Origin of the sequence: Vibrio sp. PID17_43 (assembly GCF_002608565.1) — a bacterium.
Classification (GTDB): domain Bacteria; phylum Pseudomonadota; class Gammaproteobacteria; order Enterobacterales; family Vibrionaceae; genus Vibrio.
The window spans coordinates 13,386-30,084 of record NZ_LIXM01000030.1; the positions used below are offsets into that span (position 1 = coordinate 13,386).

Here is a 16,699-nt window from a genome sequence, read left to right on the forward strand (position 1 = left end):
GAGAAGCATGAATTTGTTAGATAAAAAAACACCGCCTGAACCAGGCGGTGTAACAAATTTGACAGACAGGTCAAAATAAATACAGGAAGTATCTGTTTTGTCACAGGGAATGTCGACAAAACATCACGGTAGAAATCTACCTAACTCGAAATGCGAGTTTGCAAACACAACATCGCAATAACGAAGCCAATTGATTCATAAAAAATCAAGCCGTTCAGGCTCGTATTGCGAGGTGAAATATAGAATTTATCTGGCTGTTCGACAATGAACATTTTATAATGTTTCAGATTAAAAAAACTAATCCTATTTGAGGTTCCTTATGTCTCGTCGATTGCCTCCACTGAATTCGCTTCGCGTATTTGAAGCGGCAGCTCGCCATCTTAGTTTTACCCGTGCAGCCGAAGAGCTGTTTGTGACTCAAGCAGCAGTGAGCCATCAAATAAAAGCACTAGAAGAATTCTTATCATTGAAGCTTTTTCGTCGCCGTAACCGTTCACTGCTGCTCACAGAAGAGGGGCAAAGCTACTTCTTAGACATTAAAGATATCTTCACTTCCATTGCAGATGCGACCGATAAGGTATTAGAACGCAGTGAAAAAGGGGCGTTGACTATCAGTTTGCCACCAAGTTTTGCTATCCAGTGGTTGGTGCCTCGCTTGGCCGACTTCAATGCTCAAGAACCGGACATTGATGTACGTATCAAAGCGGTGGATATGGATGAAGGTTCATTGACGGATGATGTCGACGTCGCGATCTATTATGGACGTGGTAATTGGCCAGGTTTGCGTGCAGATAAACTCTACCAAGAGTATTTGATCCCACTTTGTTCACCTTCGCTACTTTTAGGTAGCAAACCATTGGAATCTCTAAGTGATCTAAAACAGCATACTTTGTTACATGATACGTCGCGAAAAGATTGGAAACAGTTTGCTCGACACTACAATGTTGACGGGATTAATGTGAATCATGGTCCAATATTTAGTCACTCAACCATGGTCTTGCAAGCGGCAGCTCATGGGCAGGGAGTTGCATTAGGAAACAACGTATTAGCCAAACCAGAGATGGAAGCGGGACGCTTGATTGCGCCATTTGACCAGGTTTTGGTTTCTAAGAATGCGTTCTACGTGGTATGTCACGAACAGCAAGCGGAGATGGGGCGTATCGCGACTTTCCGAGATTGGATGTTGGCAACCGCGAGAAAAGAACAAGAGGAAGTACTCGATGAACCATTGGATAGCTGAGGGTCCAGAAAACGGACCATTGTTTATTTTTGCTCACGGTGCAGGCGCAGGCATGGAGCATGAGTTCATGGCGGCCGTTGCCAAAGGATTGGTTGATCAGGGTATTCGTGTGGTGCGCTTCAATTTCCCTTACATGGTCAAGCGTGCCGAAGACGGCAAAAAGCGTCCGCCAGATCGCGCGCCAAAGCTTCTTGAAGCGTACCAAGAAGTGATCACTCACTTTACTTCCGCTCCCATCGTTATTGGTGGTAAATCGCTGGGCGGTCGAATGTCGAGTTTGCTCGCAGATAATGAGCTAGTGGCGGGCATTGCGTGTTTGGGTTTTCCATTCCACCCACCGGGTAAACCAGAGAAATACAAAGGCGAGCATTTAGCTAGCATCGACAAGCCAACCTTAATTCTACAAGGCGAGCGCGATACGTTCGGCAAGCGCGAAGAGTTCGAAGGCTTCGCGTTATCAGAGCAGGTCACAGTGAGCTTTCTGCCAGATGGTGACCACAGCTTTAAACCGCGTAAGCGCTCAGGGTATACCGAGGCGGATAATATAGCGCAGACGATTGAGCAGTTAGCGGCGTTTATTAAAGAGGTATACCGTGAAAAGTAAGTGGTTACTCTCGTTTACTGGTATTTCGGGTCTGACATCGGTAGCGTTAGGTGCGTTTGCCGCACACGGTTTAAAAGCCAAATTGTCGCCCTATTTACTTGGCGTATTTGAAACCGGCGTTTTGTACCAATTCATCCATACTTTGGCTATCGCGTTTTGTGCCATCTTGCTACTGGTCAATTTGGGACAAAAAGCACAAAAGTATTTTTTCATCGCGGCGATTTGCTTTATCATCGGCATCTTTTGTTTTAGCGGCAGTCTTTATGCGCTGGCGCTGACGGGCATTAAGTGGTTTGGACCAATTACTCCGATGGGCGGGGTGTTGTTCATGTTCGGCTGGTGTCTGTTCTTTTTTGCTGCGTTTAATATCAAAGAGGTCTCCGAGTGAAACAACTAATGCTCTATTGCCGTTCTGGCTTTGAGAAAGAGTGTGCTGGTGAAATTCAGGACAAAGCGACACAGTTGGAAGTGTACGGCTTCCCTCGTGTGAAGAAAAACTCAGGTTATGTTGTCTTCGAGTGTTACCAAGATGGAGACGCAGATAAGTTAGTCAAAGGCTTGGACTTTAGTGCATTGATTTTTGCACGTCAGATGTTTGCTGTTGCAGCCGAGTTTGAAGCGCTACCAAGCGAAGACCGTATCAGTCCAATTCTTGCAGAACTGTCTGAAGTGGAAGATTTTCCGCGTTGTGGCGATCTACGTATCGAAACGCCAGACACCAACGAAGCGAAAGAATTGCTAAAGTTTTGCCGTAAATTCACGGTTCCAATGCGCCAAGCTCTACGTGGCAAAGGTCTGATGTGGAATAAAGACAACGCGAAGAAGCCAGTGCTGCACATCTGTTTTATTGCACCAGGTCATTGTTACGTGGGTTATTCATACCCAGGCAATAACTCGCAGTTCTTTATGGGTATTCCTCGCTTAAAGTTCCCTGCGGATGCACCAAGTCGTTCAACACTAAAACTGGAAGAAGCGTTCCACGTATTTATTCCACGTGAAGAGTGGGATGAGCGTCTTGCTCCAGGCATGTGGGGGGTTGATCTCGGTGCGTGTCCAGGTGGTTGGACTTACCAATTGGTTAAACGATCGATGTTCGTTCATTGCGTTGATAACGGCATGATGGCAGATAGCCTAATGGAAACGGGTCAAATCAAGCACCATATGGTGGATGGTTTTAAGTTTGAACCCGATCGTAAGAACGTGACTTGGATTGTGTGTGACATGATTGAGAAACCAGCTCGCGTTGCGCACCTTATGGGTCAATGGTTGTTAAAAGGTTGGGCGAAAGAGGCAATCTTCAACCTGAAGCTACCAATGAAAGGTCGTTACGACGAAGTGTTGCAAGATCTTGAGAACCTAAAAACGTTCTTGATTGAGAATAAGGTGAAATTCAAGCTGCAAGCAAAACACTTGTACCATGATCGTGAAGAGATCACGATTCACATTCAGTGTCTGTCTAACATCTCTCCGCATTAATCTACGCATTCACTTAAGCAGTAGAGCAGAATAAGAAAAGCGCCTTAAATTGGGCGCTTTTTTCTTGTCTGGAAGATAGGGCTTCTCACCAAACGGGTGGTTATTCTGCTTTGTTTGGACCAGTAAAGCGAATGTCTTGCAGGTTAAAGCCGAGTTCGATATCGCATTTCAGTGCTGCTACTCGTTTGCATAAACGCGCAGATTCAATGTGCTCATCTAACTTTTTGCGATATTTTGGGGCCAGCTCTTCGCTCGCGTATGCCGCTTCAATATCCTCAAATTGAGTCAGAATGTCTTTCGCTGCTTTTGGACCAACACCCGGTACGCCCGGCACTTGGCTTGAGCTGATACCCGTTAAACCCCAGTAGTCGGCAAGCTGAGATGGTTTTACGCCAAACTCTTTTTCGATAAATGGCTCATCTAACCAACGATGTTGGAAGTAATCTCGGATCTGTAGAGTCGGAGATAATAGTTGGCAGTAACCTTTGTCGGTCGAGACAATCGTTACTTTCTCGCCGTGGCTCGCAACTTTGGTGGCCAGTGTTGCGACCAAATCATCTGCTTCATCGCCTTCAGACAGCAATGAGTCGATCCCTTGTTCCCACCATGCTTGTTGAATCGCGTCTAAGCCTTGCATGAGCGGCTCTGGCATTGGCTTGCGGTTTTGTTTGTAGTCAGGAAGGATTTCAGCGCGCCAGCCACGGTCTTGTTCGTGGTGATCGAATACGGCGATGATGTGAGTTGGCTGCGCTTCAGACAGGATGCGAGTCAGTGTTCTGCTCGTCGTGGTAATGGTTCTTGCTATGTCAGTGGGATCGGGCTGTGCAGAGTGCACGCGGCGGATCAGGTTTAGGGCATCAATGATAACAAGATGAATAGACATAATGACTTAGCAGTAAAAAGGGGCGTAATGCCCCTAGTGTAACCAATGTAGCTCTTTCTATCGAGTTGCATTTTCTGGATGAGCGATTCGATAACAAGGTTCGTACGCGCTACCGCCTGGTAGCTTCATACGGTGCTGCTCTACAAAGTCTGAGAGTAACGTGTCGAGTTTTTTCATCAATGCTGATTCACCATGGATAGTGAAGGGACCTTGTTGCTCGATCTCTCTAATCCCTTCGGCTTTAACGTTACCAGCAACAATACCGGAAAACGCTTGGCGCAGCGTGGCGGCCAATACTTGCGGTTTTTGGTTCAAGTTCAAGTTTAAACTTGCCATTGATTCATGGTTGGGCTCGAATGGCAGTTGGAACTCTGGTTCAATCTTAAGTGACCAATTAAAGCTGTATGCGTCACCTTTCTCTTTACGGTGAAGGCGAACCTTTTCCATTGAGTACTTCATGATGCGTGCGACTTCCGCAGGATCATCGATGACGATTTGATAATGCTTCTGGCCCTCTTCACCTAGCGTATCTGCAATAAAAGCATCTATAGATCGGAAATAAGCTTCACTCTCTTTTGGACCAGTTAATACGATTGGCATGGGCTGGTCGGCGTTTTCTGGATGCATCATAATACCAAGAATGTACAGTAATTCCTCGGCAGTACCTGGACCGCCAGGGAAGATCACGATGCCGTGTGCCATTCGAACAAAGGCTTCAAGGCGTTTCTCAATATCTGGCATGATCACCAGCTCATTCACGATCGGGTTTGGTGGCTCGGCCGCGATGATTGACGGCTCGGTAAGGCCAAGGTAGCGTTGCTCGGTATAGCGTTGCTTCGCATGTCCAATCGCCGCCCCCTTCATTGGGCCTTCCATCGCACCTGGGCCACAACCGGTACAGATATTCAGCTCTCGTAGCCCGAGCTCATGTCCCACTTCGCGTGTGTATTGATATTCGGTGGCATTGATCGAGTGTCCTCCCCAGCAGACGACCAAGTTTGGTTCAATACCTGGCGTTAGTGTGCCTGCGTTACGTAAGATGCCAAACACCAAATTGGTAATGTGGGTCGCGTTGGTTAGATTTAGGCGTTGATTATCTGCTAAGTGCATGTTGACGTACACAATGTCTCGAAGTACTGAAAACAGATGTTCTTGGATGCCTTTGATAATCTCTCCATCTACGAACGCATGCTCTGGTGGGTTAGAGAGTTCTAGCTTGATACCACGTTCGCGGCGAACCACGTTGACATCAAAAGATTGATATCTATCTAACAATTCTTTTGAGTTGTCTGTGTGGCTACCAGAGTTAAGCACTGCTAGCGTGCAGTTACGATAAAGCTGGTAAAGGTCACTTGATGCGGTTTTTTTTAGACGTTCGACTTCAAGTTGGGATAGCAAGTCCATACTACCTGCGGGGCTGATATGGGTAATCATAGGGCCTCCTTGCTAATGCTTTTTTAGAGGAAAGAAACCAACGCATCTGTTTGTTTGTACGTATAGTTTGACTCAAATGGTTGGTGGAGTTTGTTTTAGGGTGTGTAGTTAGCTTAGCAGACTGGGAGAAGAGAAATGTGATAACTCATTGAAATTTTCGGCAATATGGTGAAAGATTGCATCAAAAGTGCGATCTTGGCGTTTTTTTGAGCGGTTTTAATTCCAGTTAATTTGGTTAGGACCACGCTGCTTTGCATCTTTTGACAAAATACCTAGGCGATCGAGTACGTATTCTGGGGTATCGGCTTCTCTAAAGGCAGTGGAAGCAGCTGTGAGCGTGATCATGATGTTTTGTTCACGGAACTTAAATGGTAATGCGTTGATGTCTTTTTGGATATTTTTCATCAGTTCTAGCGTGTACTCTTCGGATTGCTCTGGAATAAGAATAATAAACTCTTCACCGCCAAAACGAGCAACGGTTTCGGTTTTTCCCACTCGTTTTTGAATGGTACGAGCGATGATTTTTAAAGCCTTATCACCGGCCGTATAACCATAGCTGTCGTTAATCGCTTTAAAGTTGTCGACGTCAAACATCACCACTCGAAGGTTTTGTTGTGAGCGGATCCAACGGCGGTATTCGTGTTCCATTCGGTCAGTGAACGCCGCGCGGTTGTATACTTTGGTCAAAGGATCAAGCAACATGCGTTGTGCTTGATCTTCTAGGCGACGATGATACTCCTGGGTAGTTTCAAACACCAATGCGAGTTGATTTTTATTGTAATTTAAACGTTCTTGGAGGGTTTGCTCACGCTCTTCCGTCATCTTTAACCGTTCAGATAGTGATGCTATTTGTGCAAGTAGTGGAGCGATCTCTTGCTTCAGCGCGGCTAAATCTTGTGCTTGCTCGAGCGATTTTTGGCTGAGCCCTACTAAATCGTTCATTTCAGCATTCAACTCTTGGCGATGTTCAAAGTAGTTTTGATGCTGATCGACGTTCTGATGTGCGGTTTTAAGATTACTTGAAAGAGACGCGTTTAACTGCACCAAAAATTGCTCGGATGTCTTACGTTCCGATTTGGTTGCTTCGACGACTAACTTCAGCGTATTTAAAGTCAGCTCAATCAACGACTCGGCATTCACACCTAACAGTAGCTTTGAGCGGATATCAAGCAGTTGATCACCAGAGTCACCTTCGAAATTGAGTTCCGTAATGGTACGCTGCAGATCGCTAGCAAGGCACTCTAATTGAGATCTATCTGGGTTGTTTTCAAGCTCAGAGAGGTTGAGGCGCGAATTGGCAGTCATTATCTTCAGCGAACGTTCGTAGATGCTAAGTAATTTTGTCGCTTGGTCAACATTATTACAAGCATGAGTGCCGGAGCAACTCATTAGGTTACGCAACTCTCGCTTGAGTTGTGCTGGTAAACCCGGAGCACGTTGTAGTGTCGCAGCACTGTGCTTCACTTGCTCGTTGAGGTAATCGCTCTGCTTATCCATTGCCTTTGACTGCTGTTTGAGCATTCTTTCTAGTACGGCCAAGCGAGGGATCAGAATACTGACATCTTTTTGAAGCTCCAGCTCTTGCTGAACTTCAAACAGATAGCTAGTGACTTGAGAGTTTGCCCCCTGACAAGCAGAAGACAATGCGGCCACGACGCGTTTTAGAACCTGTTGCTCACGCTTAAATTTGAGTGAAGTGTCACGATGAGTCAGTCTGAGCTTGTCAAGTTGACAACTCAGCTGATGAAGATGTGACTGAATATCGGATTCCAAGATTCCCATGAAGTGACTACAACTAAGTCCATGAACTGCTGATAATTATGTCATAATAACAAAAAACGTATTAGCGTCATCATTGTTTAAGAACAACAGTTAGTAAATTATCCACTTTTTAATATTTTTTTGATGTCCTCCTCATTCTTGTAAGAAGAATGAACTTTTATTAGTCCCTGATGGATAGCGTGTAGACACGCCGTTCTTATGTCATGACTTGCAAAACTCGCAGCAGGAGCATTGTCGATGGCCTTTAAGAATACCCAATGGCTGCGTTTATCTTTTAGGCTGACCTCACGAGCAACATGGGTTGCAAGAAGCAATAAGTCGAGCAGCTCTTCGCCGTTAATCGCGGTATAAGCTCGTGGTAAAAATGGATAATCACTGATCCCCATACGAATGATGCGGCTAACGTTATGTTGCTGAGCAAATTCATCTATCCACTTCTGGAACTTTTCAAAGGTGGCTTCGCCAGAGGTATTTCGGTCAGCATTGGGCTCAATGTAAAGTAAATTGGCATCGGAAAAATGATACAAGCGTGTTGGTTTCTTAATTTTTTCAGCAAGGAAGTCACCAAACGCTCGTTCCAATTCAAGGCCAGCTTTGTATCCGTGCTGTACATACATACTGCGTAGGAATGGTAGGTCTATCATGACAAAGCGCAAACGATCATTCAGAGGTTCGTGGATCAGTTCCCCCATCTGCCATTGCTCAAACGTATCGCTGGATTTTTTTAATGAACCAGATAACTTCACGTTCAACATGCGTAGGTTATTTAAGCGAGAGCGAGAGTGCGTGAATAGATCGCTACGAAGCTTATCTATTTCACTCGCTTGGCGCTGTATAATCACACCTCGGCGCATGATAAATAAGAACATGAATAGTACCGAAATAAATAGCGCGAATGAGATCTTCTGGAATTTGCGGTGTTCCATCTCAACCAACGCCAGTTTGTCGGCTTGGCCAACGTGATGGATGCTTTGCTCGGCAAATTCTTTTTGCTGGCGGAAGGCATCTTCACTGATTTGGTTAAGGTGCCTTTGTTCTACGCGCACTAGGTTGATGTATTTTTTAAATGCTTGAAGAGAGGAGTGATACTCACCAGCCTGCTCGTAGCCTAAGCCTAATAAACGGTAAGATTGCTGCTTAATGAAGTCGGATGCGTTGGGCAACGTCTCAAGAAGATCGAGTGCGTATTGAGCGTTTTTAATTACGTTTTGGCTGTCATTTTGGTGATAAGCCAAGCCGGACTGAAGCAAAGCCGCTTTGGCTTCTAAATTGGTTAAGTCGGAATATTCCAATAACTCGTTGGCACGCTTTAGATATTGTTCTGCTAAAGGGTAGTTATAGAGTTGTAAATAGGTCGCGGCAAGACTTAAGCGAAGATTGATATCTCGGTGAATATCTTGGCTAGTGCTCTTATGATCTAACACGTTGAAGTAGTGCACTAAAGCAAGATTAAATTTGCCTTGATAGAAGTAAACATCCCCCATATTTTCAAGGACATCTGCCAAAATTGGCGAGTTAGGATAACTATCATAAAAATCTGCGGCCTGAGATAAGTACTCCATCGCTTTATCGTATACGCGACGCTCTTGGAACAATCGTGCTAATAAACGGTTTACTTTCGCTAGTTTGGCTCCGTTATCACTCTCAATTGATTGCCAATAGCCATAAAGTAACTCAGAAAGAGCAAGGTTGTATTGCTTGTTGTTGAGATAGAACTCGCCTAAAGTCGTGTAGTAATCAATTAAAATTAGATCAGAACGCTTTTCTTTGAGCATCGCTTTTGCTTCGATGTAAAGTTGCTCGGCTTTCGCAGTTTCGCCTCTATGTGAAGCAAGCAGGGCGCGTTGCATTACTAAATGGTAACGAATGCTGTTTGCGCGTTGTAGTGCGGGTTTCGCCTCGTTAATCTGTTGCTCAATTTGATTCAGCTTTTTCTCTGCCGCCGCATAGTTTTTGTCGTACATCCACACCATTTGGTTGCGAGTCAATTGCACACCCAGTTCCATGTACGGCAATTGATACTCTTTCGCAAGGCGCTCCGCTTCATCTAAGCTCTTAATCGCACTTCGCAAATCGCCCATAACATAGTCGGCTTGAGCAATGATTTTGTACGCTTCGATGGTACTGCTTGGTGTGCGGATACTACGATCGGTCTCTTCACGGGACATCGCGGAGGGGCTGCTGTTTTCTATGCGCTCAATGAGTTCGCGTTGAAGTAGGTAGTTTTTGGCCGCTTGTTTAGCTTGGGAAGGTTCAAACTCAGTCAATTGTTGAGCTTCATTCAGCAAAGCAGAAGATAAAATGGTCGCGTGAAGTGGCGGTGCTAGCAATAAGCAAAGAAAGCCAATCAGCCAGTATAGACGCGAACTGTCCCAAAACATCGTTTTCGTTCCCTCGAACTGTGTCGTAATGCACGTATATTTAATCGAGCAATATTAGAGAAAAACACCCAGCAATCCAACAGATAGCTGGGTGTTTTAGATCATTATTGACGAGCCATGCGATTATTGTGTGCTGGTTTATCTTGTTCAGTTGAGCGGTAAGGGTTGATATCCAGCCCACCACGGCGAGTGTAACGAGCAAAAACCGTCAGCGTGCTTGGCTGGCAGTATTTTATCAAATCGGTGAAAATACGTTCCACACATTGCTCATGGAATTCGTTGTGCTCACGGAAAGAGACGAGATAACGAAGCAGCTTTTCACGATCAAGCTTAGCGCCTTGGTAACGAATTTCTACGCTGCCCCAGTCTGGTTGATTAGTGATCAGGCAGTTTGATTTTAATAGGTGGCTGTGAAGAATTTCTTCGACCTGCTCTTCACCCGCAGCCCCCTCAAGTAATGTGGCATCAAAATCGTAGCTATCGATTTCGATGTCTTGATCGTCAATGCATTCACCTTCCATCGTTACGATAGGTTGATTGGCGTAGTGAGTTACCGGGTTTACTTCCACAAGTACATGTTCGCCTGCGCATGCTGACAAATCTTGAGTGAGACGCTCTGTTACTTCTTCCCAGCTTGCAAAACGCGTTTGGTTGTAGCTGTTTAGATACAGTTTGAACGACTTTGACTCAATCAAGTTTGCGCTGGTTGCTGGAATGTACACTTCACCTACCGCAACTTGAGGTAAGCCTTTGCTGTTTAGCCAAGAAAGCTCGTAGAGTGTCCAGATGTCATGGCCCAAAAACGGTAGGCTATCGCCCAGTTCTAAGTCATCACGGTTTAAACTGCGAGGAACGGGTTGCAGCAAACTCGCATCGTATTGGTTTGCGTACTCGGTCTTTTTACCCAGAGTCAGGCTGGCAAGCTCTTTAGCGTCAGAATATTTGCTCATACTTTGTGGTCATTTTCGATTAGAATAGCGAGAATTTTACTTAATCCGCTGAATAATTGCCATCTGGCAGACACCGCTATCTGATAAATAAGGAATGAGGAGACCTTCATGACCCAGACCGTTACTCAGGCTCTACAGGAGTTTAGCCTGCGCTATCAACAAGCTTGGCAAGATGAGCACAATGAACTGCCACGCAGTGAAGAGCTTGCTGATCTTGTTTCTCCATGTGTAGAAGAGAAACGCGATGGGGCAGTATTGTGGAAAGCATTCCCACGTGAAGAAATGGCGGATTTCACGAATGTTGAGAACGCAATTGAATTAACGCTGCATGAAGACATCAAAACTTTCTATGGCTCTCAATACAGCGCAGACATGGACGCGGCTTGGCAAGGTAACGAGCTGACGTTACTGCAAGTATGGAGTGATGAGGATTTTACTCGTCTGCAAGAGAATATTCTTGGCCACTTAGTTACTCAGCGTCGTCTCAAGTTAAAGCCAACGGTGTTTATCGCTGCGACCGATGCGGAGCTGGATGTGATTTCCATTTGTAACCTAACGGGTAATGTGATTCTTGAGCGTCTAGGCACGGATAAGCGTGACGTGTTAGCAGAAAGCATCTCGGAGTTTCTGACTAAGCTAGAGGCAGCGGTGTAAGTATGTACGTGGTTGAGTTGCAGTTTGAATGCTTTGATAACACGACAGTGAGTGCGGTCGATAAAGCCATCAATGGTTTGATGGATGCGTTGCGTTATAACGGCCAAGTGTTAGGTCGTGAGTTCCCTATCGTGATGGGCGATGGCGAGTTCTTCGTTCGCGTAGTTTGCCCTGAGCAAGACAGTTTACATCCACGTTATCATTCAGACTTTGTAAAAGTGTGTATGAATCGTTTGACCGAAGCATCATTGCTAGCACCGAAAATGCGCATGTTAGGGCGAGACTTGAACTCAGAAGAAGCGGCGGAAGATGAGCAACCGAGCTGGCAAGTATTATACACTACTTACGTGCATACCTGTTCTCCACTACGTAGTGGAGAAACGCTATTGCCGATCCCTCTTTACCGCAATGGTCCTACGTTAAACGGTGATCACAAAGCTGTGGTGAAGTGGCAAACCGAATGGCAAGCGTGTGATGAAATCCAGATGGCAGGTGGCTGCCGTGCTGAACACGCGGCACTGCATGAAATTTGTGATGCGGACAGTGTGTTATTCCGTCGAGGTTGGGATTTACGTGGTCGTATTGAGTACATTACAAAAATTCCGACGTATTACTATCAGTATCGCGTCGGTGGTGAGTCGGTAGAGTCAGAAAAAGCACGCAAATGTCCCAAGTGTGGTGGGGAGTGGCGACTTGATGAGCCGCTGCATGACATCTTCCATTTTAAGTGCGATGACTGTCGAATCGTATCGAATATGTCGTGGGACCATATAAAATAAGGCTTCAAGCGATAGCGTTTATCGACATGAGACAGTAAAAAGGCTGATGTATTCTCATCAGCCTTTTTGTTTTTGTGACGTATTGGTGTTGAATTACCAACCTTTAACAACGCCACCTTTAAAGGTTTCTTTTGCCGCTTGGTGCACTTCTTCGGTTTGGTAAGCTTTTACGAAGTTTTGTACGTTTGTCGCTTGAGCATTGTCTTCACGAGCGACAATTAGGTTCACATATGGTGACTCTTTATCTTCAACGAAAAGCCCATCGCGTTCTGGTGTGAGGTCAATTGAGCTTGCGTAAGTCGTGTTGATGATAGAAACCGCAACATCATCAAGAGAGCGAGGAAGCTGTGCAGCGTCTAGCTCAACGATAGTTAAGTTTTTCGGGTTGCCAACAATGTCGCGAACCGTTGCCAACAGATCTGCACCATCACGCAGTTCGATCAGGCCTTGTTGTTCAAGCAGCAGTAGAGAGCGACCTAAATTGGTTGGATCGTTTGGCACTGCGATGCGCGCACCATCTTCGATTTCATCCACTGATTTCACTTGCTTAGAGTAGCCAGCAATTGGATAGACGAAAGAGTTTCCAACCGTGACCAGCTTATAACCACGATCTTCTACTTGTTGGTCTAGGTATGGCTTGTGTTGGAACGCGTTCGCATCGATTGACCCATCATCCAGTGCGGCATTTGGTGTTACATAGTCAGTAAAGGTAACGAGCTCAACATCCAAGTTGTATTTCTCTTTCGCCACTTTTTTGGCAACTTCTGCCACCTGTGCTTCCGCGCCGGCCATGACACCAACTTTTATGCTGTTTTCGTCAGACTGTTTGTCACCGCAACCTGCAAGCGCGAGAGTTGAAGCAACGGTTGCTGCAGTCAAAAGACTCTTAAGGCTAAATTTCATGGTTATCTCCTTATAATTTTTAGAAATGTTTAGGCTATCTGTGGTCCACGCGGCGTACGATTGTGTCGCCGATGGACTGAATAATTTGAACAAGTACAATTAGCATCACGACAGTTACTGCCATGATAACCACATCGTAGCGGTGGAAACCATATCGAATGGCAACGTCACCAAGACCACCACCACCCACGGTGCCTGCCATCGCTGAGTAGCTCACAAGTGTTACTAGGGTAATGGTTACTGAGTTAACAATAGTCGGCATTGCTTCTGGTAGTAGCACTTTTGTAATGATCTGCATCGGTGTTGCTCCCATTGATTGTGCCGCTTCAACCAGCCCTGTTGGAACTTCTAATAGGGCACCTTCAATTAATCGCGCAACGAATGGGATAGCGCCGATAGTCAGCGGGACGATCGCTGCGGTCGTGCCGATAAACGTGCCGACCAACAGTTTCGTTACAGGGATGATTGCGACCATCAGTACGAGGAATGGTACTGAGCGACCGATGTTGACGATCGCGCCAAGAATGCGGTTCAGTTTGTTGTTTTCTAGTAAACCACCTTTTTTAGTGGTGTGCAGAATGACACCTAATGGAATGCCTACTGCGAAGCCAACGATGCCCGCAACGGCAACCATGTACAGGGTTTCCCATGTTGCACCTAAAAGTAGATTGCTGTTTAGGCTCAGCCATTCAGAAATTGCATTAAAGGACATAGCCAAGTACCTCTACTTTTACGTTGTGTTCACGCAGGAATTCAATCGCAGCGTTATCGTCTTCTTCATTACCAAATAGCTCGGCGACCATCATGCCGAACTTCACACCGCCAGCGTAATCTAGATCGGAACTTAGGATGCTCACATCAATGTTGAACTTACGAGCGATTTGTGTCATCAGTGGGGCATCCACTGTTGCGCCAGTAAATTCTAGGCGAACCAGTGGGTAGCTATTGTCAACGCGGGTTGCTTGTAAGCGTGCTTGGTAATCTTCCGGGATAGACAGATCCAAAGTAGAGCGAATGAACTCGTGCGCCAGTTCTGTTTTTGGGTGCGCAAAAATGTCACCCACGCTACCTTTCTCAACTAACTCACCACCACCGATGATTGCCACTTCGTGGCAGATGCTTTTTACCACTTCCATTTCATGAGTGATTAATAGGATGGTGATATCCAGTTTGCGGTTGATTTCTTTTAGTAGCTCTAGAATGGATTGCGTTGTCGCTGGATCCAGTGCGCTAGTCGCTTCATCGCACAATAGAACGCTTGGATCGGATGAGAGTGCACGTGCAATGGCGACACGTTGCTTTTGACCACCACTTAGATTTGCTGGGTAGCTTTCATGCTTATCTTCTAGGCCAACCAACTTAAGTAGCTCAGTCACTTTTGCTGTGATCTGTGATTTGTCTTTGCCTGCAAGCTCAAGAGGAAGGGCGACATTGTCGAAAACGGTGCGAGACGACAGCAGGTTAAAGTGTTGGAAGATCATGCCGATGTTGCGGCGAGTTTCTCCCAACTGCTTTTTGCTTAATGTAGTTAGATCAACGCCATCAACGATGACTGAGCCTGATGTTGGGGCTTCCAGCATGTTGACACAACGGATCAGGGTACTTTTACCCGCGCCCGATGAGCCGATCACACCAAAGATGGTGCCCTTCGCGATATCTAGGTTAATGTCCTTGAGGGCAAGAATTTCTTTGCTTCCTTGGTAGAACACTTTATTGACGTTTTTTATTTCTATCATGTTTCAACCTGCACAGAGATACTGGGACCTTCACTGTTAAAAACGGCTTTTAACAGGAGTAAATTTTGAACTCTATCTCAATTCTCAGTTGATGCTATGGGGTAAGCGAAATGAAGTCAATAGATATTTTTACGTCTAGACGTCTAAGCGTGTGGATGTTTTGTTTCAGTACGTAAACAAGAAGAAGTATGAAAAAAGAGTGGTTTTCCAGATTTACCGATTCTCTGCTAACAAATCAACTGTTTTGTGTCGGCTTCACACGAATTAGATAGTGTTGAAGTTTATAAGGTGTGTAATAATCAGATTAAACCGAGTTAATAGAGAAATACGTTTTGGCAAAACCTGCTGTTTTTATCGATCGTGACGGCGTGATCAACGTTGACCACGGCTATGTTCATGATGAACATGATTTTGAGTACATTGATGGTGTGTTTGAAGCGACGAAAGCACTGAAAGATAAAGGTTACCTATTGGTACTTGTAACCAACCAATCGGGTATCGCGCGTGGTAAATACAGTGAAGACCGTTTCTTATCTTTAACTCAGTGGATGGATTGGAACTTCGTCGATAATGGCGTTGAGTTCGATGGTTTTTATTATTGTCCACATCACCCAGAACATGGCATTGGCGAATACAAACAAGATTGTGATTGCCGCAAGCCAAAACCAGGCATGTTCATTTCTGCGCGTGACTTCTTGAAGATCGACATGGAGAAATCTGTGATGATCGGCGATAAAGCCGAAGACATGATGGCTGCAGAAGCGGCTGGCGTTGGCACTAAGATTTTGGTTCGCACAGGTAAGCCTGTCACTGAACAAGGTGAAGCGCTCGCGACGGTTGTACTTGATAGCATTGCAGACGTTCCTGCATATTTAAGTCGTTAACGCTATATCAAACGTAAGATTTATTAAGAAGCCAGCATATTGATTGCTGGCTTTTTTTTGTCTTTTTGGTTAAGACCCATAGGTCACAGAATAGCGATGCGGCTTGTGATTCATTGCGAGTACAAGGTTTAAGGCAAAAGCGCCAAGAATAGACAGGCCAATAATCCAAGGCGTGACGAAGAAGAAAGAGGCAAACAGGATGCACGCATCAATGGCCATCTGAGATTTGCCGACAGAAATGCCAAACTTATCTTGAATGAACAAACACAGGACATTAAAGCCACCCAAGCTGGAGCGATGACGGAATAAGATTAACATGCCTAAGCCCATCAGTAAGCCTCCTGCAATGGCGCAGTAAACTTCATTGATGGATTCAAGTGAAATCAGCAGAGATAAGTGGTCAGCAAACACGGAAACCAAAGCGCCAGAGATAGCACTGTTAATCGCAAAACGGCCCCCGAAGCGTTTCCATGCCAATAAGTAGAATGGGCAGTTGGCGATAAAATACAGAACACCAAAGCTAAACGGCGTAAATTGGGTAATTAAAAGAGCCAGTCCAGTGGTGCCGCCCGTTAGCAGATTAGTAGACTGTAAAAAGAATACGCCTTGAGCAACCAGAAATGTGCCAGTTAAAATCGCAATCCAATCTTCTTTATTTGAGTGTTTTTCCATCAATATTGTATTTATTGCTAAGTTTTGGGGCATGCATAGTAGTAAAAAGATGATCTTTTCGGTAGCTAGGGGGTAAAATTTGCGGTAAACCTATGTAATTATCGTTTTACAGGGTGTAAAGCGTAAAATTGACACTCAGGTTTACATAGTGAATCGATTGCAATATCACTATGATAAACCATACATGTCATCATGAAAAAACTGCATGAGAAAATTGTAAATTTCTCTTTATGACCTAGATCAAATTCTGTAGAATGCGCGCTATCAGAGTGACGAAAACGTTTGCGTTAGGTCATTATTCGGTTTTTTTTGCAACTTTCA

The 16,699-nt window shown here is 45.2% G+C and carries 16 protein-coding genes; 7 read left to right on the forward strand and 9 right to left on the reverse strand.

Annotation, left to right across the window (positions count from 1 at the left end):
- Positions 1 to 319 precede the first annotated feature (319 nt).
- Genes AK965_RS17955 through rlmM form a run of 4 tightly spaced genes read left to right on the forward strand, consistent with a single transcriptional unit; the run spans position 320 to position 3,320 of the window.
- Positions 320 to 1,240, forward strand: a complete 921-nt coding sequence (locus AK965_RS17955) for a transcriptional regulator GcvA (RefSeq protein ID WP_099080898.1) — start codon at positions 320 to 322, stop codon at positions 1,238 to 1,240.
- Positions 1,221 to 1,844 (forward strand): alpha/beta family hydrolase, encoded by a 624-nt coding sequence (locus AK965_RS17960; protein WP_099080899.1) that lies wholly within the window; start codon positions 1,221 to 1,223, stop codon positions 1,842 to 1,844. The genes AK965_RS17955 and AK965_RS17960 overlap by 20 nt, the downstream gene beginning before the upstream one ends.
- The gene (locus AK965_RS17965) at positions 1,834 to 2,232 is read left to right on the forward strand and encodes a DUF423 domain-containing protein (RefSeq protein WP_099080900.1); all 399 of its coding nucleotides are present in this window, start codon (positions 1,834 to 1,836) and stop codon (positions 2,230 to 2,232) included. The genes AK965_RS17960 and AK965_RS17965 overlap by 11 nt, the downstream gene beginning before the upstream one ends.
- Entirely contained in the window at positions 2,229 to 3,320 is a 1,092-nt protein-coding gene (gene rlmM, locus AK965_RS17970) for a 23S rRNA (cytidine(2498)-2'-O)-methyltransferase RlmM (protein ID WP_099080901.1), read from the forward strand. Before AK965_RS17965 ends, rlmM begins: the two co-directional genes overlap by 4 nt.
- Positions 3,321 to 3,420: 100 nt before the next feature.
- Here the strand turns inward: rlmM and xni are convergent, their stop codons facing one another.
- From xni to queF, 5 genes are all read right to left on the reverse strand, one after another.
- Positions 3,421 to 4,203 carry a flap endonuclease Xni gene (gene xni, locus AK965_RS17975; protein WP_099080902.1) on the reverse strand — a complete coding sequence of 261 codons (783 nt, stop codon included), beginning with the start codon at positions 4,201 to 4,203 and terminating at the stop codon, positions 3,421 to 3,423.
- A 57-nt stretch (positions 4,204 to 4,260) separates the two neighbouring features.
- A complete protein-coding gene (ppnN, locus tag AK965_RS17980; RefSeq protein WP_099080903.1) occupies positions 4,261 to 5,637 on the reverse strand; it encodes a nucleotide 5'-monophosphate nucleosidase PpnN in 1,377 nt (458 codons plus the stop codon).
- 216 nt (positions 5,638 to 5,853) lie between these two features.
- Positions 5,854 to 7,419, reverse strand: coding sequence for a diguanylate cyclase (locus AK965_RS17985; RefSeq protein ID WP_099080904.1), 1,566 nt, complete (start codon positions 7,417 to 7,419; stop codon positions 5,854 to 5,856).
- Positions 7,420 to 7,517: 98 nt separating this feature from the next.
- Complete coding sequence (locus tag AK965_RS17990; protein ID WP_099080905.1) at positions 7,518 to 9,800, reverse strand: lipopolysaccharide assembly protein LapB; 2,283 nt, start codon at positions 9,798 to 9,800, stop codon at positions 7,518 to 7,520.
- A 104-nt stretch (positions 9,801 to 9,904) separates the two neighbouring features.
- Positions 9,905 to 10,750, reverse strand: coding sequence for an NADPH-dependent 7-cyano-7-deazaguanine reductase QueF (gene queF, locus AK965_RS17995; protein ID WP_099080906.1), 846 nt, complete (start codon positions 10,748 to 10,750; stop codon positions 9,905 to 9,907).
- Positions 10,751 to 10,858: 108 nt separating this feature from the next.
- Here queF and syd point away from each other — a divergent pair, with 108 nt between their 5' ends.
- Together syd and AK965_RS18005 are read left to right on the forward strand one after the other, a co-directional pair.
- Positions 10,859 to 11,404, forward strand: a complete 546-nt coding sequence (gene syd, locus AK965_RS18000) for a SecY-interacting protein (protein WP_099080907.1) — start codon at positions 10,859 to 10,861, stop codon at positions 11,402 to 11,404.
- Positions 11,405 to 11,406: 2 nt separating this feature from the next.
- Positions 11,407 to 12,183, forward strand: a complete 777-nt coding sequence (locus AK965_RS18005; protein ID WP_099080908.1) for a Zn-ribbon-containing protein — start codon at positions 11,407 to 11,409, stop codon at positions 12,181 to 12,183.
- 93 nt (positions 12,184 to 12,276) lie between these two features.
- On the opposite strand, the gene AK965_RS18010 is transcribed toward AK965_RS18005, so the two are convergent.
- From AK965_RS18010 to metN, 3 genes are read right to left on the reverse strand one after another with little or no spacing between them, the layout of a single operon-like run.
- Positions 12,277 to 13,086 carry a MetQ/NlpA family lipoprotein gene (locus AK965_RS18010; protein WP_099080909.1) on the reverse strand — a complete coding sequence of 270 codons (810 nt, stop codon included), beginning with the start codon at positions 13,084 to 13,086 and terminating at the stop codon, positions 12,277 to 12,279.
- Between the two features lie 34 nt (positions 13,087 to 13,120).
- Positions 13,121 to 13,798, reverse strand: a complete 678-nt coding sequence (locus tag AK965_RS18015; RefSeq protein ID WP_099080910.1) for a methionine ABC transporter permease — start codon at positions 13,796 to 13,798, stop codon at positions 13,121 to 13,123.
- The gene (gene metN, locus AK965_RS18020) at positions 13,788 to 14,822 is read right to left on the reverse strand and encodes a methionine ABC transporter ATP-binding protein MetN (RefSeq protein WP_099080911.1); all 1,035 of its coding nucleotides are present in this window, start codon (positions 14,820 to 14,822) and stop codon (positions 13,788 to 13,790) included. Before metN ends, AK965_RS18015 begins: the two co-directional genes overlap by 11 nt.
- A gap of 332 nt (positions 14,823 to 15,154) precedes the next feature.
- Between metN and gmhB the strand changes: the two genes are divergently transcribed.
- The gene (gmhB, locus tag AK965_RS18025) at positions 15,155 to 15,706 is read left to right on the forward strand and encodes a D-glycero-beta-D-manno-heptose 1,7-bisphosphate 7-phosphatase (RefSeq protein ID WP_099080912.1); all 552 of its coding nucleotides are present in this window, start codon (positions 15,155 to 15,157) and stop codon (positions 15,704 to 15,706) included.
- Positions 15,707 to 15,775: 69 nt separating this feature from the next.
- Here the strand turns inward: gmhB and AK965_RS18030 are convergent, their stop codons facing one another.
- Positions 15,776 to 16,378 (reverse strand): YitT family protein, encoded by a 603-nt coding sequence (locus tag AK965_RS18030; RefSeq protein WP_099080913.1) that lies wholly within the window; start codon positions 16,376 to 16,378, stop codon positions 15,776 to 15,778.
- Between the last annotated feature and the right edge of the window lie 321 nt (positions 16,379 to 16,699).